At 38.4% G+C, this 18,449-nt stretch carries 24 protein-coding genes; 9 read left to right on the top strand and 15 right to left on the bottom strand.

Annotated features, from left to right (window positions below; all coding sequences use genetic code 11):
* Positions 1-3: 3 nt before the first annotated feature.
* From IEV41_RS02365 to IEV41_RS02350, 4 genes are all read right to left on the bottom strand, one after another.
* The gene (locus IEV41_RS02365; RefSeq protein ID WP_188386845.1) at positions 4-621 is read right to left on the bottom strand and encodes a zinc dependent phospholipase C family protein; all 618 of its coding nucleotides are present in this window, start codon (positions 619-621) and stop codon (positions 4-6) included.
* Positions 622-633: 12 nt separating this feature from the next.
* Positions 634-969 (bottom strand): DUF2085 domain-containing protein, encoded by a 336-nt coding sequence (locus IEV41_RS02360; RefSeq protein WP_188386844.1) that lies wholly within the window; start codon positions 967-969, stop codon positions 634-636.
* Between the two features lie 17 nt (positions 970-986).
* Positions 987-1,229: a hypothetical protein gene (locus IEV41_RS02355; RefSeq protein ID WP_188386843.1), complete on the bottom strand. Its 243-nt coding sequence runs from the start codon at positions 1,227-1,229 to the stop codon at positions 987-989.
* Positions 1,230-1,408: 179 nt separating this feature from the next.
* A complete protein-coding gene (locus tag IEV41_RS02350; RefSeq protein WP_188386842.1) occupies positions 1,409-2,311 on the bottom strand; it encodes an aldo/keto reductase in 903 nt (300 codons plus the stop codon).
* A 170-nt stretch (positions 2,312-2,481) separates the two neighbouring features.
* Here IEV41_RS02350 and IEV41_RS02345 point away from each other — a divergent pair, with 170 nt between their 5' ends.
* The 3 genes from IEV41_RS02345 (at position 2,482) to IEV41_RS02335 (ending at position 4,998) form a co-directional block, all read left to right on the top strand.
* Positions 2,482-3,024 carry a PadR family transcriptional regulator gene (locus tag IEV41_RS02345; protein ID WP_188386841.1) on the top strand — a complete coding sequence of 181 codons (543 nt, stop codon included), beginning with the start codon at positions 2,482-2,484 and terminating at the stop codon, positions 3,022-3,024.
* Positions 3,025-3,027: 3 nt separating this feature from the next.
* Positions 3,028-4,200: an MFS transporter gene (locus IEV41_RS02340; RefSeq protein ID WP_188386840.1), complete on the top strand. Its 1,173-nt coding sequence runs from the start codon at positions 3,028-3,030 to the stop codon at positions 4,198-4,200.
* Positions 4,201-4,299: 99 nt separating this feature from the next.
* Positions 4,300-4,998: a polysaccharide deacetylase family protein gene (locus tag IEV41_RS02335; RefSeq protein ID WP_188386839.1), complete on the top strand. Its 699-nt coding sequence runs from the start codon at positions 4,300-4,302 to the stop codon at positions 4,996-4,998.
* A gap of 191 nt (positions 4,999-5,189) precedes the next feature.
* Here IEV41_RS02335 and IEV41_RS02330 read toward each other — a convergent pair whose 3' ends face one another.
* Positions 5,190-5,726 carry a hypothetical protein gene (locus tag IEV41_RS02330; protein ID WP_188386838.1) on the bottom strand — a complete coding sequence of 179 codons (537 nt, stop codon included), beginning with the start codon at positions 5,724-5,726 and terminating at the stop codon, positions 5,190-5,192.
* Between the two features lie 140 nt (positions 5,727-5,866).
* On the opposite strand from IEV41_RS02330, the gene IEV41_RS02325 reads away from it, so the two are divergent.
* Positions 5,867-6,784, top strand: coding sequence for an aminoglycoside phosphotransferase family protein (locus IEV41_RS02325; RefSeq protein WP_188386837.1), 918 nt, complete (start codon positions 5,867-5,869; stop codon positions 6,782-6,784).
* Positions 6,785-6,805: 21 nt separating this feature from the next.
* Here the strand turns inward: IEV41_RS02325 and IEV41_RS02320 are convergent, their stop codons facing one another.
* Positions 6,806-8,017, bottom strand: coding sequence for an MFS transporter (locus IEV41_RS02320; RefSeq protein ID WP_188386836.1), 1,212 nt, complete (start codon positions 8,015-8,017; stop codon positions 6,806-6,808).
* A gap of 203 nt (positions 8,018-8,220) precedes the next feature.
* On the opposite strand from IEV41_RS02320, the gene IEV41_RS02315 reads away from it, so the two are divergent.
* A complete protein-coding gene (locus IEV41_RS02315; protein WP_188386835.1) occupies positions 8,221-9,138 on the top strand; it encodes a TIGR01777 family oxidoreductase in 918 nt (305 codons plus the stop codon).
* Positions 9,139-9,316: 178 nt separating this feature from the next.
* A complete protein-coding gene (locus IEV41_RS02310; protein ID WP_188386834.1) occupies positions 9,317-9,466 on the top strand; it encodes a YjcZ family sporulation protein in 150 nt (49 codons plus the stop codon).
* A gap of 112 nt (positions 9,467-9,578) precedes the next feature.
* On the opposite strand, the gene IEV41_RS02305 is transcribed toward IEV41_RS02310, so the two are convergent.
* Both IEV41_RS02305 and IEV41_RS02300 read right to left on the bottom strand, forming a co-directional pair.
* Positions 9,579-10,514: a hypothetical protein gene (locus tag IEV41_RS02305; protein ID WP_188386833.1), complete on the bottom strand. Its 936-nt coding sequence runs from the start codon at positions 10,512-10,514 to the stop codon at positions 9,579-9,581.
* Positions 10,515-10,822: 308 nt separating this feature from the next.
* A complete protein-coding gene (locus IEV41_RS02300; RefSeq protein WP_188386832.1) occupies positions 10,823-11,575 on the bottom strand; it encodes a glucose 1-dehydrogenase in 753 nt (250 codons plus the stop codon).
* Positions 11,576-12,123: 548 nt separating this feature from the next.
* Between IEV41_RS02300 and IEV41_RS02295 the strand changes: the two genes are divergently transcribed.
* Positions 12,124-13,293 carry a DUF418 domain-containing protein gene (locus IEV41_RS02295; RefSeq protein ID WP_188386831.1) on the top strand — a complete coding sequence of 390 codons (1,170 nt, stop codon included), beginning with the start codon at positions 12,124-12,126 and terminating at the stop codon, positions 13,291-13,293.
* Between the two features lie 40 nt (positions 13,294-13,333).
* Here IEV41_RS02295 and IEV41_RS02290 read toward each other — a convergent pair whose 3' ends face one another.
* From IEV41_RS02290 to IEV41_RS02280, 3 genes are all read right to left on the bottom strand, one after another.
* The gene (locus tag IEV41_RS02290) at positions 13,334-13,957 is read right to left on the bottom strand and encodes a hypothetical protein (RefSeq protein WP_188386830.1); all 624 of its coding nucleotides are present in this window, start codon (positions 13,955-13,957) and stop codon (positions 13,334-13,336) included.
* Positions 13,958-14,181: 224 nt separating this feature from the next.
* Positions 14,182-14,784, bottom strand: coding sequence for a hypothetical protein (locus IEV41_RS02285; RefSeq protein ID WP_229722115.1), 603 nt, complete (start codon positions 14,782-14,784; stop codon positions 14,182-14,184).
* Between the two features lie 237 nt (positions 14,785-15,021).
* Entirely contained in the window at positions 15,022-15,291 is a 270-nt protein-coding gene (locus tag IEV41_RS02280) for a DUF1292 domain-containing protein (protein WP_188386829.1), read from the bottom strand.
* A gap of 219 nt (positions 15,292-15,510) precedes the next feature.
* Between IEV41_RS02280 and IEV41_RS02275 the strand changes: the two genes are divergently transcribed.
* Positions 15,511-15,738, top strand: a complete 228-nt coding sequence (locus tag IEV41_RS02275; protein ID WP_188386828.1) for a hypothetical protein — start codon at positions 15,511-15,513, stop codon at positions 15,736-15,738.
* Positions 15,739-15,777: 39 nt separating this feature from the next.
* On the opposite strand, the gene IEV41_RS02270 is transcribed toward IEV41_RS02275, so the two are convergent.
* Positions 15,778-15,957 carry a DUF1292 domain-containing protein gene (locus IEV41_RS02270; RefSeq protein ID WP_188386827.1) on the bottom strand — a complete coding sequence of 60 codons (180 nt, stop codon included), beginning with the start codon at positions 15,955-15,957 and terminating at the stop codon, positions 15,778-15,780.
* Positions 15,958-16,176: 219 nt separating this feature from the next.
* Here IEV41_RS02270 and IEV41_RS02265 point away from each other — a divergent pair, with 219 nt between their 5' ends.
* Positions 16,177-16,554, top strand: a complete 378-nt coding sequence (locus tag IEV41_RS02265; protein WP_188386826.1) for a DUF3221 domain-containing protein — start codon at positions 16,177-16,179, stop codon at positions 16,552-16,554.
* 48 nt (positions 16,555-16,602) lie between these two features.
* On the opposite strand, the gene IEV41_RS02260 is transcribed toward IEV41_RS02265, so the two are convergent.
* The 3 genes from IEV41_RS02260 to IEV41_RS02250 are packed head-to-tail and all read right to left on the bottom strand — an operon-like array spanning position 16,603 to position 18,318.
* Positions 16,603-17,448, bottom strand: a complete 846-nt coding sequence (locus IEV41_RS02260) for an alpha/beta fold hydrolase (RefSeq protein ID WP_188386825.1) — start codon at positions 17,446-17,448, stop codon at positions 16,603-16,605.
* Between the two features lie 16 nt (positions 17,449-17,464).
* Complete coding sequence (locus IEV41_RS02255; protein ID WP_188386824.1) at positions 17,465-17,821, bottom strand: DUF4180 domain-containing protein; 357 nt, start codon at positions 17,819-17,821, stop codon at positions 17,465-17,467.
* 8 nt (positions 17,822-17,829) lie between these two features.
* Positions 17,830-18,318 carry a helix-turn-helix domain-containing protein gene (locus tag IEV41_RS02250; RefSeq protein WP_188386823.1) on the bottom strand — a complete coding sequence of 163 codons (489 nt, stop codon included), beginning with the start codon at positions 18,316-18,318 and terminating at the stop codon, positions 17,830-17,832.
* Between the last annotated feature and the right edge of the window lie 131 nt (positions 18,319-18,449).

The raw sequence follows: 18,449 nt of genomic DNA, 5'->3' as shown, positions 1-18,449 counted from the left end.
TATTCAGATTCTAATAAGCGCATGTTTTCCTATGTAGAAGCATCCTTTTTGGACAGATGTTTCTACATATCCAATTATTTGCGCAAGCGTGAATACGTTCAGTTCTTCGTTTACCATGCCTTCATCGTATTCCATCCCTTTTCGTACATGTGGGATAAGACGCTCCAACTCTTCTCTCGATACTTCCTCTAAATCGACAGTGCCTCTCACCTTATACATTAACTGCAAGAGCTCTTCTTTGCATCCATAATGCTCAAGCAATTTCCCATTTAACAACGAAAAGTCACGGTGATATCGCTTATGTATATCCGAGTCTACTTCCATTCGTTGCTTCAACCAAGGTAAATAAAACCCACTCAGCCATACTTCATCCGCAATTAGATGTGTGTAGTAACCAAGAACGTAGGCATGGTGCTTATACGCATCATATTTTTGTAGAAAACCTTCAAAATCAATTGTTCTCGTATAATCGCTATGGTCTCCAGCAAAGAAATGAGAAACATCTTTATTAGAAGAGGCATCTGGTGCAAGTGCTCCCAGTAAAAAGGCCTCTCTGTCCTCTATTTCTATTTGCTGCAAAATCTTGTTAGCGATTATTCCGTGCATCAACCATGATCCCACAAACATCACTCCTCATAATTGTTTTACAATATGTACAAGCAAAAACGATCCATATACAACAATATTCGCAAGTCCAAATCCACTTATCAGCCCAGTTGCCACCCGTAACAAGTTCGTACTCATGCGCCATTTTTTAAGCTGCGTATAACCGTCTACAACCATCGGAACTTGCAGACATATGCTCACCCAAAGCGGCAAGGCAAACTGAAAGAATAACAGAAATGGAATTGCAATAAAACCAAGTAATATCCCCATACATCTCGTACAAAGCGGAATCGGTTTTCCTTTTATATGGAGGCACCGCTCGGGCTTACGATGACACGGGACGATGTATAATAAATCTTTCACGTAGTGAATAGTCCTTTCTAGTTACAGTTGAAGCAATCCGGTCCGTCACAATCCAAAGCATCACAATCTGGTATGCTACCATGCATACATAAATCCGGACAATTCTTCTTTGTTTGTTTACGATAATACGTAAGCAAAATAATCGTACAAGTCACCGCTAATGCCAAACAAATTCCTCCGTATAAGTAGAGTTCTTCTACAAACAACATTGCTGAACTAACATAAAAAATGAATGTTATAGTCATTAAAATGAAAAACATCTTCCCCTCTTCCTCTCTATGCTGAAAGAAATCCTTGCTCTTTATCTTAATCTATTACACCTGTTTTTTCCATTATTAGTCTATCATTATCAATCGATTAATGTTTTTCACAAACAAACTTATAAAACATAAAAAGAATCAATACCATATAAAAAAGGCCTCTCTAAGAGACCTCTTCTTTACGGTACATGATATCCTTTTGAGCTTTCCAATACGTCGTACCATTGTTCCTGACTCATATGTAATTTTAGCGCATCAACCGCACTCTTTACACGCTCCATTTTTCCTGTTCCGCAAATTGGCATTAGATTAGCTGGATGACGCAATAACCATGCGTACATCAGTTGATCTAATGACTGAGCCCCAATTTCCGCTCCAATTCGCTCTAGCGTAGTACGCAAACGAATAGCTTGTTCTGTCTGTTCATGGAAAATACGCCCTCCCGCAAGCGGTGACCAAATCATTGGTGCCATTCGGTGTTGCATCATAAAATCGAGCGTACCATTCTCCATGTTGTCTGTACGCATTGCAGACAACTCAATTTGATTCGTTACGAGCGGTGCATCTACATAAGACTGTAACATCGCCACTTGAGACGGTGTGAAGTTCGATACACCGAAAGAACGTACTTTTCCATCTTTCTTTAATACAGAAAATGCCTCTGCAATTTCTTCTGGGTCCATTAAATAATCTGGGCGATGCAACAATAATACATCGATATAATCTGTTTGTAAGTTGCGCAGCGATTGTTCAGCGCTTTCAATAATGTGGGGTTTACTTGAATCGTAATGAATTACTTTTCTATCTGGATAATTTACAGAGGGTAGTTTAATCCCACATTTCGTTACAATCTGAATCTCGTCTCGTAAAGAAGGTTTTAACGAAAGTGCCTCGCCAAATATACGTTCACATGTATAGTCACCGTATATGTCAGCATGATCAAATGTTGTTACTCCTACCTCGATGCATTGTTCCATAAAGGTTACTAACTCTGCATTCGTCATCTTCCAGTCGGCTAGACGCCAAAATCCTTGAATAATTCTTGAAAAAGATAGTTCTTCTGTTATGTTCACGTTGTTCATCATTATCCCTCCACTTTACACTATATCCGCTCTGTCATTAGAATACAAATCAAAATTAAATTTTCAAAAAATACCGTTGACATGATAACTTGTCATCATTTACCATTTACTTAAAGTTAAGTACTAAACGTTTAGTATTTATCATTTACTATAACAAAAGGAGCATCCACATGACACGTACAATGGTATTAGGGCTATTAACAATGGGAGGAGCCATGTCTGGGTATGAAATGCAACAAATGATGAACCTATCACAAACAGACAAATGGGCAAACGTCCAACCTGCCTCCATTTATCATGCCCTAAAGAAATTAACAGCAGAAGAATTTGTCTCATTAGATTCCATCGAACAAACTGGTAACCGCTCGAAAGCAATTTACTCGATTACGAAACAAGGAAAAAAAGAGTTTGAAAGATTACTTGTCGAGTCATTCAAACAACCATCTGTCGTCTTCCCAACTGGACTGTACACAGCTTTAACATTCATCGACAACGTCCAGACGGAAGAAGTATTACACGCACTAGACATTCAAGAAAAAGCAATTAACGAATTATACGCGGACATGAAAGCAGGCGAACAAGAAAAAGCGAAATACATTTCTATTCCCCCACATGTCATGCTTATTTTTAACAACATGTACGACCAATGTGAACTACAACTGAAGTTTATTCAACAAATTAGAGAAGAAATTTCAAATCGAAAGGATGAGTAACAGATGGAAAAACCAACTGTTTCACCCAAAATGAAAAAGGCTGTGTTGTTAGTTGTGGCAATTGCAATTTTTACCGACATGCTTATTTATGGGCTTGTTGTACCGATTTTACCACTGTACGCTACTTCTCTTGGTGCATCACAAACAGAGATTGGTATTTTATTCGCTAGCTATGCGATTACGTTATTTCTGGCAACCCCTATTTTAGGGGCACTGTCTGATAAAGTCGGTCGGAAAAACCCGATGTTTTGGGGATTAATTGGTTTAGCCGCATCAACAGTACTCTTCGCTTTTGCCGAAAGTTTCTGGTTACTCGTACTTGCTCGCGCCTTGCAAGGTATCGCTGCTGCTGCAACATGGACTGCCGGTCTCGCTTTACTTGCTGATGTGTATCCGAAAGAAGAGCGTGGGAAAGCGATGGGAATTGCCTTATCAGGTCAAGCGGCTGGGATGTTACTTGGACCAACAATGGGCGGTTGGCTTTATGAATTAGGAGGCTATCACTTACCCTTTATCATTGCGGCTGCAATTGCATTACTCGACGGATTATTACGCCTTATTTTATTACGCGATTTACCAGAAGCAGTGAAAGAAAGCACCACTTCCCCGTTCGCGCTACTCAAAAACCGCGAACTACTCATGATTGCATGTGTTGTTCTTATTGGAGCTGCTGTCCCAAGCATATTAGAACCAACATTACCCCTTTTCCTAGAAGAAACGTTACATCTATCCCCCGGCATGATTGGCTTACTATTTGCCGTACCAACGATTGCATACGGTGTCATGGCTCCAATTATCGGATCCATGTCAACGAAAATCGGCGCCGCGAAAACAATCGCAATTGGACTCATCGCAACTGCAATTACATTTCCACTCGTAGCACTATCAACAAACCTTGTCACACAACTACTCGCATTAGCCTTACTCGGCGCTAGTATGGGAACCGTTCTTACACCATGCCTTTCACACTTAACATTCATCACTGACAAACTACAAATAAACGCATACGGCGTAACCTTTGCCATCTACAACATTGCTTATTCAATCGGGATGATGGTCGGCCCACTTACGGGAAGTATCCTCGTCCAACAATTCAATTTCACATGGGGATATACAATCATCGGCGCTGTCGTTATCGTCTTCACGCTTTTCTTTATGCGACAAAAAACGGAATAACTTCTCTATCCTAAAGAACGTCCGACTAGCTTCCATAAGCTGTTTGGACGTTCTTTTTGTTCCTTAGTATAATGAAACATGTAGAAAGGTGGTTTTACATTGAAAAAGAAACTACAAATTATTGGCATTATCATTGTCGTACTCATCGGATCATTCTTTGGACTGTATAAACTGATGAATTCTCGTACCTATCAAGTAGCCGGAACATTAGTAAACAAAGTGGAAACAAATGAAAAAGTTGTCTATTTAACATTCGATGACGGCCCAACAAAAGAAACAGATCGAATTTTACAAGCACTTAAGGAATTAGATATAAAGGCAACCTTCTTCCTAATTGGATCTAATATTGAAAAACACACGGAAGAAGCAAAATCGATTCTCGCACAAGGACACGCAATTGGAAATCATACGTATTCTCATAACAGAATGGTATTTAAATCACCGTCATTCATTCAAGAAGAGATTGATAAAACAAATGACATCATTAAAGAAATTGGCTATACGGATGAGATTCTTTTCCGACCTCCTTATGGCAAGAAACTAGTCATGTTGCCACTATATTTAGATGAAGTTTCTCAAACAACTGTAATGTGGGATATCGAACCTGAATCGTATGAGGAAGTGAACAAAGACGCTAAAAGCATTGCTAATCATGTCATCGACAATGTACAAAACGGTTCGATTATTTTGCTACATCCAATGAACGACAAAACAGATAAAACGATAGATGCGATTAAACAGATTGTTCTTACACTCAAAGAACAAGGGTACTCATTTGAAGTATTGCCGACATCATAAGGCATAGATTAATAGTTACTTAAGGCTTGCCGAAGAAGCTCGCTCCCGCCCGCGGAAAGCGTCCTCCCGGAGTGCAGTGGATGGTCACTCCGACATGTTGACGAAAAAACAATATTTCCATTTAAATTTACTTATTGTAAGTAGTTAAAAAAGTCCAAACAGCACTTATCAGCCGTTTGGACTTTCATTTCTTAATCTGTATCCGTTATACAAATAAGCCAAAATCTCTTTAACTTCTTATCTATGATGAACCATGTATCATCCCACGCAACATCATAAAACCACGAACACCATGCTTCATTCGTTTTATATGCTTCTATATCAAAAAGTCTATCTTCAAACATAACATCACACAATTTCTCAGCTAACTTTTTCGCTTCTTTTGGGGTACCATAAAAACGCTCATACGCTCCGCCGCAATAAATAGATCGTGCAATTCCTCCATCTACTGTAAACTGGCAACATGGAGTGAATGTAGGTTGAAAGTAAGAATGGCATCCTTTATATAATTGTGGAATAGCTGCTTTTATATCCTCAGAAGTTAAAATACTCATAAAATAGGCTGCGTTCTCTTCTATAAAGTCGGGAGTATGTAATACTTCTTCATTATGAATTTGAAAACATTCAATAATAACGCCACCATTAACATGCGTACGGCAAATTTCGTCTTTCACTTCTTCAATGACTTCATTACGTATACGTATTTTCTCTATAGAATCTTTTCTCATCTCGACGCCCTTCCTTATGTAGTATAATTATATCATAATAGAAAACACATCTTTTTTCAAAAAAACATCTCTTTTCATTTCCTATTTCCCCCAAAAAGAGATAAGCTAGAGACATAGCCCTTACACGAAAGGAGTATATCATGATTAGCTTATCTGAACGCTTCATTACACATACGAAAGACGTCTACGGTGAACAAGGTACAGAGTGGTTAAAAACCTTCCCTCACCTCTTACAAACATGCCAAGAACAATGGAAGCTATCCTTACAAGAACCTTTTCCAAACCTATCGTACAATTATGTGCAGTCCGTCACAACTAAAACAGGTGAACAATGTGTTCTGAAATTATTTATTAACAAAGAAGAACTGAGTCGCGAAATGGAAGCGCTGCAATTATTTGATGGGAACGGAATGGCTCGACTAATCGATGCTAATATGGAAGCCGGTGCACTGCTACTTGAGCACCTCTCTCCTGGTCATGCTTTATCGACAATTGAGAGCGATGAAGAAGCAACCGCAATCGCGGCGAGCGTGATGAAACAATTAAACAACGCTGTCTCTACACAACACTCTCTCCCTTGTTTAGAAGGACTCGCTTACGAATATAAGAAACTACGAAAACACTTTAATGGCTCGACTGGTCCAATTCCAGCACATTTAGTTGAAAAGGCAGAACTACTTTTCCCAGCATTGTTACAAACAATTCAACAACCCGTTCTTCTTCACGGGGATCTTCATCATGACAATATTTTATGCGCAGATGACACATGGAAAGCAATTGACCCAAAAGGATTGATTGGCGAAGTAGAGTATGAAACAGTTCCATTCTTATACAACTATTTACTAAATCAATCTTCGCCACTCGATGTGTTAAATCGCCGTATTAACCAATTCGTTGACATACTTCACTTGAATCGAGAACGAATTTTATGTTGGGGATTATGCCACAGTATTATTTCTGCATGGTGGTTCCTTGAAGACAACATAGATGAATGGAAAGACCGAGTACTATGCGCTCAATTATTCGATGAATTAATGACAAACAGCCACACACTCTAATACGAGTATGTGGCTGTTTTCTTAACTAGCAACTTCTTTTGTTTCCTCTGCTTGCTTATATTCAATTTTTGTACGAACCATAACAGCGAATAAAATGAACATAATAAGTGATGCTGCCATGTACGGGTAGAAAATATTCACATCAAATAAGAATCCTGCAAGTGATGGCCCTAAAATATTCCCAAGACTAATATACGCATTACTCATGCCCATCACCATGCCTTGTTCATTCCCTGCCATCTTGGATAACATCGTATTAATAGCCGGTCGTAAAATAGACGTAGCAAGGAACACACATAGCGTTGTACCGAACACAACCCAATAAGACTTTGCCATTAGTACTAAAATGAATGAAATTGCTGCGAATAGAAGTGCCCCACTCACAACCTTCTTCTCTCCAAATTTACCAATTAACTGATGAATAACAACAGCTTGAATGCCTACCCCCATAAGAGCTGCAAAAGTAATGACAATTGCAATATCTTTCGGTGTAAAGCCGTGTTGAATATCAACGAATAATCCGAATACTGCTTCAAAGTTACCTAATCCAAATGTCATAACGAACACTAAAATAAATAACATTGCATACGGTCCTTTTAACGAATTAGCCAGTTGCTTGAAGATTGATTCTTTCTTCTTCTCTGATTTCGACTGTGCCTCTGCTCTGGCTTCTTCTGACAACGTTTCTGGTAAGAAGAAAATCGAAACAAGTGTTGCGACAACAGCAGTTGCTGTCGATACATATAATGGCATACGTAAGCCAAATTCAGCTAAGAAACCACCAATACCAGGTCCAACAACGAAACCAAGTGACATTGCTGCGCTCAATAATCCAGTCCCCTTCGCTCGCTTCTCAAGCGTTGTAATGTCGGCAACCGCCGCCATAAGTGGCGACATAATAAGCGCTGCGGCCGCTCCTTCGATGAAGCGTGAAACATACAGCATCCATAACTCTGTTCCAACCGCGAAAATAAGCTGTGAAACAGCGAAACTACCAATACCGATAACAATTAACCATTTACGTCCATATTTATCGGATAAACCACCTGCAAGTGGTGAGAATATAAATTGCGTAAAACCAAATGCTGCAATAAGCAGACCAACCGTTTGACCAGTTGCACCAAACTCCAACATTAATGCTGGCATAATTGGCACGATAAGACCAATACCAACCATCGTAATGAACATGTTAATCATTAAGATAGCCAGAATTCTTTTTGCTTTTTTTGTCATACTATTCTCCTTTTCCCTATGTATTAACAGAAAAAATCCCCGCAGATATTCAGTATATCTACAGAGATTTATCACGTTTCTTTTTTTAGTCTATTCTCAAGTATATGTAGACATCAACATAATGTCAATTACTTTTCTAATAATAGATATATAGTTTACAATATACATGTAGTGAAAATATAGATATAAAGGAAGTGTTATCCATGAAGAAGATAGTTCTTCCAGGCGGCTCAGGGTTTCTCGGGCGATCATTAGCCGAATACTTACAAGCTTTTGGATACGAAATTGTTATTTTAACAAGAGGCAGCTCTACAGTGAAAGGAAAGATAAAATACGTTCACTGGGACGGCGAAACATTAGGGGATTGGAAAGCAGAAATCGATGGTTGCGACGCCGTTGTCAACTTCACAGGAAAAAGCGTTAACTGCATCTACACCCAGAAAAACCGCGAAGAAATTGTAGAGTCGCGATTACGCTCTGTCAGCGTCCTGCAAGAAGCCATTCTACAAAGTGAAAATCCACCTCCTGTCTTCGTGCAAGCAGGTTCACTCGCTATCTACGGAGACACGACATCGCTTTGTGATGAAGAAGCACCACATGGAACAGGATTCTCCGTGGAAGTGTGTCAACAGTGGGAGAAAGTATTCTTCGAGAAAGAATTACCGAATACACGAAAATCATTACTACGTATCGGCTTCGCCTTAGGAAAGAACGGCGGTGCACTAGAGCCATTAGTGAAATTAGCCTCTCTCTATTTAGGTGGAACAATTGGTTCTGGCAAACAATATATAAGCTGGATACACATTGACGATTTAAACAACATGTTCCGAACAGCCATCGAAGATGATACAATCTCGGGTGTATATAACGCAACAGGCCCTACCCCGGTCACGAATAAAGTATTTATGAAAGCTGTTCGTACCTCATTAGGAAAAGGATGGTCGCCACCTGCTCCCACTCCATTTGTGAAATTAGGAGCATACTTAATTATGCGAGCCGATCCAGGTCTAGCACTTACTGGTCGAAACTGTATTCCAGACCGATTTGTGAAGAGTAATTTCACATTTGAATATACAGACCTTGACGCGGCATTACGTGATATTATTCATTCATCTTCATAATGGACAAAAACATACATGTTTGTCCAAGCATCTCATGAAAGAATAGGCTTTACCTATTTGAAGATACGCAAAAAACTGTTCATTCGCCCATACATAAATACAGTTTCCGCATATCTTATCATTAACCATGGTAAAACTCCCTTGCTTTAACATATTTTATTCGGAGGTGTGATAAGAAATGGGTTCTGATAATCGCGGACATGGGCATCACCATCATCATGGAAATGGCTTTGCCCTAATAGTAGTATTGTTTATTCTTCTTATTATCGTAGGTGCTAGTTGGTATTCAGGCTGCGGCGGATATGGCGGCGGATACGGATACTGCTAAACAAATGTAATCTGTAAAAACCACAAACCAACCGAGTACGATCAATGAATCGTATTCGGTTGGTCTTTTTTTATGATGATAATAATAGAAAAAAAAGCAGCTAGTTCATACACTAACTGCCCTCATTATCGCTAGTTGCTCGAAATGCTTTTTGCATGTTCTTCAACTGCTTAATACTGTTTTTTATTTCATCTAACGTCTCTTGTAACACAACTTCTCTATCCTCTTCTACTACTTCTACTTCCACTTCTACCGGCTTCATACGCTTTACACGGGTACGCATTCCACACCCACACGGCATATATTGCGGTTGAATAATTTCCATACATTGTGGACACGTTGGCTGGTAAATCGGCTGTTGTACAATTGGTTGCGTAATTACTTGGCACGGTTCTTGCGCTGGTTGCTGTGCAGGCTGTTGTATCGGCTGTACAACTGGCTGTTCTTTCTCCGGTGTCTTATACGTTGCTTCTGTCAATTTCCCTTCAATGCTGTATACCTTTATTTGTGTCGGAACCGGTCCTTCCGTAGCTGGCGCTGTAAGTGGTGGTGGCGTTGGTGTTGTAAGTGGTTGTAACTGTGGTACTGGTTTCGATTCCATCGGTGATACCGCAATCGGTTCTGGTGGTGGCGGCGGCGCCGTAATTGGTTGCTGCATCGGCAGTTCTGCTACTGGGCTTACTTGTTGTGGTTGTACATAGCTTTGCGGTTGGTAATAAGGTTGTGGCTGCATACAAGGTTGCTGCGGTGGACAGCCGTACATATCCCCTCTGAATGGAGACGAACTATACGTCATATCCATCGGTGTTCCATGACTTGGAAACGATTGAAATGGCGATCCGAATCCCTGCATCCCCTGCATTTCTCCACCAAACATATTTGGTATCGAAAATGTATTGCTAGGATATCCTCCAAACATCGATGGCCCATGATACGGTTGAAACATCGATTGTAATTGAGGATTTTCATGATGGCCAAAACGATGATCCATCCGAGACAACGGATGAAACGGTGGAAACGGACTCCTATTAAACTGTGGCGGATACATATGAAAACTCCTTCATGTAAAAAGTGTAACGCACGTTCATAAAAAGCAATGTCTATACAAACAACGTCGCCTTCCCATCGTGCCCCCTGCATTTACTATATGGAGAACAAATGCCTACCGTTACACATCGAAGGAAAACAGAAGTCGTGAATCTAGCCTATATTTTGGCTTGAAGTATAAGGGGTATTTCATATTGATTGACCGTTACCACTAGCTGAAGGTGTCCACCTTGACAGGGTGGAGGTCCTGAGGTCAATCCAAAATCGCACAAAAACCCCCTTGATTCACCCAAGGGGGTTCCTTTCTATCTATAAAGCAGTCCATCCACCATCAATAACTAATTCAGATCCCGTCATGAAACGAGACTCATCAGAGGCTAAGAAAAGTGCACCGTATGCGATATCGTCTGGCTTGCCAAAGTATGGAAGTTGTGTGTAAGCTTTATAGTATGGTAGGGCTCCACCTTGTTCCAATGTCGGCTGGATCATCGGTGTGACAATAATGCCTGGATGTAATGAATTCACTCGAATTCTATCTTTTCCATACTCTACCGCGGCAGATTTGGATAATACACGAAGCGCACCTTTAGCAGCTGTGTAAGGGCTTGTACCTGCCATCCCAACAATACCACCGATGGAAGAAATGTTAATGATAGATCCTCCTCCAACCTTTTGCATTTCTGGCACAACATATTTCATACCGAGAACAGAACCGTTTAAATTGATGTCCATAATACGATTCCATTCATCCATTTCCATGTTCTCCATTGTTTTAGGGGAAGAAATACCTGCATTATTCACAAGAACGTCTACTTTCCCGTATGTGTTTACTGCTTCTGCAATGACAGCTTCCCATTCTTCTTCAGATACTACATCGTGTTTCATCGCAATAGCTTCGCCACCGTTGGCTACGATCTCTTGTACTACTTCGTTCAATGCCTCCATCTGAACATCTGTAGCAATGACTTTTGCTCCTTCTTTCACAAAAAGCTTTGCTTCTGATGCCCCCATTCCCATTGCTGCTCCAGTAATAATTGCTACTTTTCCATTTAAACGACTCATGTATATCCCTCCAAGTAATAAGTAAACATTCTGTTCGTTACATTATCGATTCATTAACTCCTGCACACTATTAATCAAACTTTTAATCTTTTATTCAAATTGTGATAGTACTCTCTTTATTCCTAGTAATACTATTCAATATGCTAGTGTACAAACTATGTCGTAAACTCCCCCTATTATGTATACTTGTTAACTTCTCTAGCACAAGCGTACCTATTGCTTGTACTATCAGAAAATAAAATGACCAAAATAACAATATGTTCAATAAGGTCTTACAAATAAGATAACATAGTCGTTTATCTAATAACACTCTTGAATTAATAAACTCGTTCTGCTACACGGTAGTATCCAAATCATGCTGAAAAGGCTTCCATCTATCGCGATTTGACACTTTTCACCTACAGCCTCTTGGTGTTTAAGAAAAGCAAAAAATAATAAAAATCCCCTCTCGATTCATTCTCTAATTGACAAAACTTTTCACACGAACTAAAATTTAATCAAACAATCAATTTTTTATACACATAAATAAAAAAGGAGAAAAGTCATATATGTCCATTTCATCAAACACCGAAACAACAAGAAGGACAAAACGTGCTTATTCATTAGATATAGCACGAGGTGCCATGCTGCTACTCATCGCACTCGCCCATGCACCCTTATACTTGTATATGAACGAACCTGGAATTATGCACCGGGTTGCTAGTACGGACATTTGGGATCAACTCGTGAACCTCTTCGGCATGCTTATTATTGATAACAGAGCAAGGGCAATGTTTGCGATTTTATTCGGATACGGGTTAGTTTTATCCTATAAAAGTCAACTTTCAAAAGGAAAAAAAGAAGAAGATGCCGTAAAAACGATAAAACGACGTTCGTGGTACTTAATTCTGTTTGGAGGTATGCTGGCAGTATTTATTGGCGGTCAAGATATTCTTATGGCTTACGGAATATCAGGGCTTCTCGTCAGCTCATTATTACTACGTAATAAGAAAACATGGAGTCGGACGTTTCTTATTATGACGTCGCTATATGCTATTTTTCTTCCGGTAGTATGGGGATTCATTATGCAGTCGACCGGAAGTTACGGATTTGCTCCAGATGTTTCAGCTCAAGATACGTATGTAAATACAATGTTTATACGGTTATTTATCTTTCCTGTTATCCCTGTATTTATCCATCTCATGTTCCCAGTTCTTCCTTCCATTTTACTCGGGATGTGGATGGCCAACTATGAGCTATTAACAAAACCAGAGAAACATATCAAAACACTTTCTTTCATTTCAATTATAGGATTAGCGATTTCCTTATTAGGGGCATTACCATTAATCTTATTAGGAACTGCATGGTATCCCTCATTATTTGTAGCTGGTGTCGTACAAGCATTGCATATTTTAACCGGTATTGCGGGAGGATTTGCTTATGCAGCTATCTTCGGTATCATCGGCGCAAGATTGAAAAACCCTGGATGCTTTAGTCTTGCGCTCATTGCTTTAGGAAAACGTTCCTTAACATTCTTTGTTTGGAATGAGGCATTACTTGTTTTATTCTTATCACCAGTAGCACTTAATTTAGGCGGACGTGTCAGTAATGGCTTTTCGGCTTTACTTGCTGTGGCTGTTTGGATACTTTCTATTCTATTAGCAACTATACTAGAAAGAAAAAATCTACAAGGCCCATTAGAAATAGCATTGCGAAAGTTAGTCCATAAAAAACAATAGACGAAACACCCTTTCATATGTTGAAAGGGTGTTTCGTTATTTACTTCGCAAATACTTTGTCTAACTCTTTCCAATTTGCCAATATAACTTCCCCTAATTGATCATTTGAAACAATTTTAAAGTTCCCGTCCTTATCTTTGTTGAGTGTTAATGTTACTTCGCGAGTAACCGTCTTTGCACCTGTCTCACTTAAGTTTTTAATAAGCTCTTTTAATACTTTTTCTTCCATTTCTTTTTCAGATGGCTGCTTGCTTCCACTCATTGCATCTGCCATCGTCATCGCCATAACATCACCAACTGTTTTACCTAATGCATGTGCAAAGTCAACAGATGTAATCTTTACTTTCACTTCCGCTTTGTTATCTTTATTCGATACTTCTGTTATATTCTCAAATTTATATTGTTTCGTTACCGCATCCATTATTTCTTTTCCGTCAACACCATCTACCGTCTTTGTCATGTCATCTAACTTAAAGCCACTCTCTGTACCCTCGACAAATGTGCGGGCTTTTTCATAATCACCTTTTTGAATAGCCGTTAAAAATCCGTCCACCGTATCCTTTGGAACCGAACTCGGACTAGTATTATTTGAACACCCTGCGAAAACACCAATAAATAACCCAACTATAACAAGAAAAAATCCTATTTTCTTCATACTTCTCACCCTTCATTCTCCTCCTCTTTGATGTGTATCTAAGCTGTCGAATCGAACAAAAGATTTAACACCGTTTATCCACTTCCTTACCTATGTATTTTGTAGCGCTTCGCTGCTTACCCATTCATTCATATTCGTGATGGACTACAAAAATTCGCTACAAAAGGGATAACATTTTATCGTACATAAAAAACAGCCCTTACTCGCATCTAGACGAATAAGGGCCACTTATATTAATTTTGTTTAAGTTTGTTTTCTAGTTCTTTTGACTTTGCTAATAACGCTTCTCCTAGCTCTTCATTAGCTACAATCTTGTAATTACCATCTTTATCTTTCTTTACATTCAATGTTACTTCACGAGTTGCTGTCGCTGCATCGTCAGCTGTTATGTGTTTCATAATTGTTGTTGCTGTTAACTCTTCCATCTTCTTCTCTGACTCTTCTTTATTTTCACTAAATGCACTAGCAAGCGCCACAGGCATTATTTCTGCGAGTGTCTTCGTCATCGCTGATGCCATATCTACTGATGTAATCTCCACTTTCACTTCTGCTGCATCATCCGTATTCGATACTTCTACCGGATCTTTAAATTTATAATTCTTCGTGATAGCCTTGAACATTTCTTCCCCGCTAATGCCATCTTTTGTTTCTGTCATTTTGCTGAACTCAAATCCATTATCTGTATCTTCTACAAATGTACGTGCCTTTTCATAATCACCTTTTTGTACTGCAGTTAAAAATTCCTTCACTGTATCTGTTGGAGCAGGCTTCGTACAACCAGCCAATACACCAAGTGGTAATACTGCTACCATCATTGCTACTAATAATTTCTTCATCCTTCATTCTCTCCTCTTTTGTTGCAATAACTTTTTCTACAAAACAACGATTAACAGTCTATCACCTAAAACTGGAAATGTACATACATTTTTTTACTTTTGTTACAATTTACTAAGATGATTGATATCAAAGCAATGTTTTCCATTATCTTAAAAACTTCTTCCGAATCATGACGAATTGCACCCCCATAAAAAAAGAGGAGATACACATATCTCCTCTCTTTCATCGGACAAGCCTTATTGTTGCTCTTCAAATACTGCGTCGAATGCAGTAGATACTTTGTCAAACTCATCATCACTCTCAATGTATGAGAATTCGCCGTCTTCTTCTACACGGAAGAAGAACACGTTTAAGTCTTCCTCTGTCTCTTCTTGCAGTTCTTCTACGAAACCAACCGCAATATATTCTGTACCTTCGACTTCCATGACCCCTAGCACTTCTACCTCTTGCTCTTGATCATTCTCATCTGCAATTGTAAATACTTCGCCTACTTCTATTTTCTCCATGTCTTTCCCATCCTTTCTACACTCAAAATAGAATATGTACACTGTATACTTACCATATCTTCCTACAAAAAAGCAAATGAATATACAAAAAAATAGCATATAAACCGAAAATATGACTTTATTCATTAAAATAATCGCGATTTCAACAAACAAAAAAAGGAGAAATATGTAAAATGTTGAATATCTTTTATATTACTATCTATAAGGGGGAGATTCCAGATGGATGATAAGCTTCATTGCATTGCTGTTTATCAAATGAATGATTATTTTGTAGTAAGAAAGTGTTGTGATTCTAGTTATAGATGGCATGCACTTGAAGGGGGAGCAGCGATGAGACTACCACAATGTAACTGTGAAATTGTCGCATCAAAATTAACAAAGGACGAAGCTATGAAGATGGGTGCGGACCTTAGTAGAGAATATGATGTTTCCCTTGTTAGTGAATAATTAATAAAAAGCAGGAGAGACACTATAATCTTTCCTGCTTCATTCATATACTTGTTCATCCATCATTCTATCGAATGATGTTGATACTTTATCAAACTCCTCGTCACTTTCTATGTATGACAACCCTCCATCTTCTACACGGAAGAAGACTTCTATCTCTTGCTCTTGTTCAGTCTCATCCGTAGTTGCAAATACTTCTCCTACTGCTATTTTCTCCATGTCTTTTCCGTCCTTCCCTACACTAAGAATAGGACATGTACATTGTATACTTACCATATCTTCCTGTACAAAAGTAAATCAATAAATAAACTTGCAACGTCTCCTTATAACCATCTCTTACTTTCCCATCATTAAAAGGAATGGCCTAACTACATAACGAATATACAAACAATAAATGTTTAAGAAAGGCACCAACTTATCTTAACTGGAGGGAAAAATATGAAGCGGGTGAACGTCCTAGTCCTAGTAGGTTGTCTCGTCTTACTCCTTAGTTTATTTGGATGTACGAATAAAGAAGAACCCGTAGCAGATTATATGAAAATGAGTGACTTCAAAACATTAACGGGTTATATCGTCCTGAAAAACGGGAAAATTCTTCTTATACAAGGTAACAATGTAAACAAGAAAGACTTAGAAGCGTTTACTCTACAAGAAATCATTCATACATATAACGAACGTATCTTTATAGGCTTTCATGACGGAATTGACAGTAGTGCACTAGTTACAGGTGTAAAGGTAAAAGTCTGGTATGATATGATACAAGAATCCGACCCACCGCAAACGACCGTGTTGAAATTCGAACTGTTAGAAAACTAGAAACAAAGCCGCTTCAAGAAATTATCTCCTAGCGGCTTTTTCTACCTTCTATATACACGTCTCATTTAAAAACTCTCTAATCGCCTCTCCCTGATTAACAAGAGAATGCCCTTCATCTGGAAGTACGTTTATAGTAGCATACTCTACCAATGACTTTAGGCGTTTTGCCGTCTTGGCAGAATGAATCATAATATCTTTTGCTCCTACAAATAAGGCGACCGATATTGTTAATTTGCGTAATTCATCGTCTGAGAATAGAGGAATCGTTTCTTTTCTAAAGTTAAAATGTTTTGTGATTAACTTTTGATACGTTAATATTTCCTTTGGTATATGTTTATCACCATTTATCCTATAGTATAATTTCTCTATTCCTTTTTCTCCTGCTAGCATATAAAAAAGGGATTTAAACATAAAAGACTTTTTCTGAGGACCTATACCTGCTGGACAAAGTAAAACCAATTTATTTACCTTTGGTGGATATTTAATAGAAAATTTTGTACCTAACCATGCACCTAATGAAATACCGACAATACTTGCTGTTTCTATTGATAAAACATCAAAAATATTGTAAAGCCAATTGGTAAAATCATCACCCTCAAATGGCAATTGAGTGACACTACTTCTTCCCGGTTCCCCAGGCATATCCACCGCATATACTCGATAATGACGTGCATACTTCACCAGCTCATGTACCCACATAACAGAATTCATCCCACTACCATGAAGTAAAATAAGTGGCGGCAAATCTTCTTTTCCACTATCCATTATAAATGTCTTTCCATAACGTGTATCAATTATAATTTTTTCATGAGGAACCGACGACTTTTCAACTAATGATTCATAGTAGCTTAAAATCTCTTTTTGCCCTTCTGCCGATTTAAAAGCAACTCGCATTTATTACACCACCTGGCTATTTAACAGTCAAAATCCACTCTTCCGCATCCGCAAGATTCGTAAATACTCGAAAATCCTTTGCTTTGTTTAATTCATACAGTAATTCTCTAAATCTTCCTTGCACTTTATTTTGGTCTTCTATCATAGCCGCAACTTTTATATGGTAATTCATAAACTTTTGTAACATGATACCTGCTAGACCTGTCTTCAAATCAATAAAGTCTTCTGTAAATACTTCTTCTCGAAATACTAATAAGTTAACATCATTCGAAAAACAAATACCGATAATATCCAACACGTCAGACTCACACGTAATTGGCTGTTTCATTTCAATGTATCTTTTATTTGCTTTCTCTACCATTTGATAATTCATGCTTTCTCCTACTTTCTCTTATTTTCTGTCAGCATCTCGATACAGTCCAACATTACTTTTGTGAACTCCAGATCTCCCCACAACATCACTTTTACATTTCTTTCGCTTTGATAATATTTAACATTAATAGTTGAATTGCTTAGTTTAGCATCTTTACTATTCATTACTGCTAAAAGCATATTTGATATTCTGCTACTTTCATCGATATCCACATCATGAATATCTACAACCGTAGCTATTTCCACCTTATCAACTCGACTCTTCATGCCTATTTCACTTGTAGAAAATTCAATCCCCTCACTTTCCACTTCGTTTTTATGACTAACGTTCACATTGTTATGTTCCATAAAAACACTTAAATCGTGTCCGGCTATTCTCCATTGCTTACCAACTTTATTAGCTCGAAGCTTACCTTCTGTTATAAATTTGCGTATCGTTTTATGGTGCATACCTAATATGTCTGCAATTTGATCAATTGTATAAAATTTTTCGTCCATCAGTATCAATCCTTTTTATCTTTCATTTGTATACACATTATATTGCACACCATTCATATTGTAAATGTATTTTGTTGTATTTTGTTAAACTTTATTGCTATTTATTATGATTTTATCTCAAATTTAGTAAA

Source organism: Priestia taiwanensis (assembly GCF_014638355.1).
Classification (GTDB): Bacteria; Bacillota; Bacilli; order Bacillales; family Bacillaceae_G; genus Priestia_D; species Priestia_D taiwanensis.
This window is presented reverse-complemented; position numbering and strand designations above follow the sequence as displayed.

What these genes read in the sequence shown, in the direction of transcription:
- IEV41_RS02355 (WP_188386843.1), bottom strand. Translation starts at nt 1,229, where the DNA reads ATGTTTTTCATTTTAATGACTATAACATTCATTTTTTATGTTAGTTCA.
- IEV41_RS02350 (WP_188386842.1), bottom strand. Translation starts at nt 2,311, where the DNA reads ATGAACAACGTGAACATAACAGAAGAACTATCTTTTTCAAGAATTATT.
- IEV41_RS02345 (WP_188386841.1), top strand. Translation starts at nt 2,482, where the DNA reads ATGACACGTACAATGGTATTAGGGCTATTAACAATGGGAGGAGCCATG.
- IEV41_RS02340 (WP_188386840.1), top strand. Translation starts at nt 3,028, where the DNA reads ATGGAAAAACCAACTGTTTCACCCAAAATGAAAAAGGCTGTGTTGTTA.
- IEV41_RS02330 (WP_188386838.1), bottom strand. Translation starts at nt 5,726, where the DNA reads ATGAGAAAAGATTCTATAGAGAAAATACGTATACGTAATGAAGTCATT.
- IEV41_RS02325 (WP_188386837.1), top strand. Translation starts at nt 5,867, where the DNA reads ATGATTAGCTTATCTGAACGCTTCATTACACATACGAAAGACGTCTAC.
- IEV41_RS02320 (WP_188386836.1), bottom strand. Translation starts at nt 8,017, where the DNA reads ATGACAAAAAAAGCAAAAAGAATTCTGGCTATCTTAATGATTAACATG.
- IEV41_RS02315 (WP_188386835.1), top strand. Translation starts at nt 8,221, where the DNA reads ATGAAGAAGATAGTTCTTCCAGGCGGCTCAGGGTTTCTCGGGCGATCA.
- IEV41_RS02310 (WP_188386834.1), top strand. Translation starts at nt 9,317, where the DNA reads ATGGGTTCTGATAATCGCGGACATGGGCATCACCATCATCATGGAAAT.
- IEV41_RS02305 (WP_188386833.1), bottom strand. Translation starts at nt 10,514, where the DNA reads ATGTATCCGCCACAGTTTAATAGGAGTCCGTTTCCACCGTTTCATCCG.
- IEV41_RS02300 (WP_188386832.1), bottom strand. Translation starts at nt 11,575, where the DNA reads ATGAGTCGTTTAAATGGAAAAGTAGCAATTATTACTGGAGCAGCAATG.
- IEV41_RS02295 (WP_188386831.1), top strand. Translation starts at nt 12,124, where the DNA reads ATGTCCATTTCATCAAACACCGAAACAACAAGAAGGACAAAACGTGCT.
- IEV41_RS02285 (WP_229722115.1), bottom strand. Translation starts at nt 14,784, where the DNA reads ATGAAGAAATTATTAGTAGCAATGATGGTAGCAGTATTACCACTTGGT.
- IEV41_RS02280 (WP_188386829.1), bottom strand. Translation starts at nt 15,291, where the DNA reads ATGGAGAAAATAGAAGTAGGCGAAGTATTTACAATTGCAGATGAGAAT.
- IEV41_RS02275 (WP_188386828.1), top strand. Translation starts at nt 15,511, where the DNA reads ATGGATGATAAGCTTCATTGCATTGCTGTTTATCAAATGAATGATTAT.
- IEV41_RS02270 (WP_188386827.1), bottom strand. Translation starts at nt 15,957, where the DNA reads ATGGAGAAAATAGCAGTAGGAGAAGTATTTGCAACTACGGATGAGACT.
- IEV41_RS02265 (WP_188386826.1), top strand. Translation starts at nt 16,177, where the DNA reads ATGAAGCGGGTGAACGTCCTAGTCCTAGTAGGTTGTCTCGTCTTACTC.
- IEV41_RS02260 (WP_188386825.1), bottom strand. Translation starts at nt 17,448, where the DNA reads ATGCGAGTTGCTTTTAAATCGGCAGAAGGGCAAAAAGAGATTTTAAGC.
- IEV41_RS02255 (WP_188386824.1), bottom strand. Translation starts at nt 17,821, where the DNA reads ATGAATTATCAAATGGTAGAGAAAGCAAATAAAAGATACATTGAAATG.
- IEV41_RS02250 (WP_188386823.1), bottom strand. Translation starts at nt 18,318, where the DNA reads ATGGACGAAAAATTTTATACAATTGATCAAATTGCAGACATATTAGGT.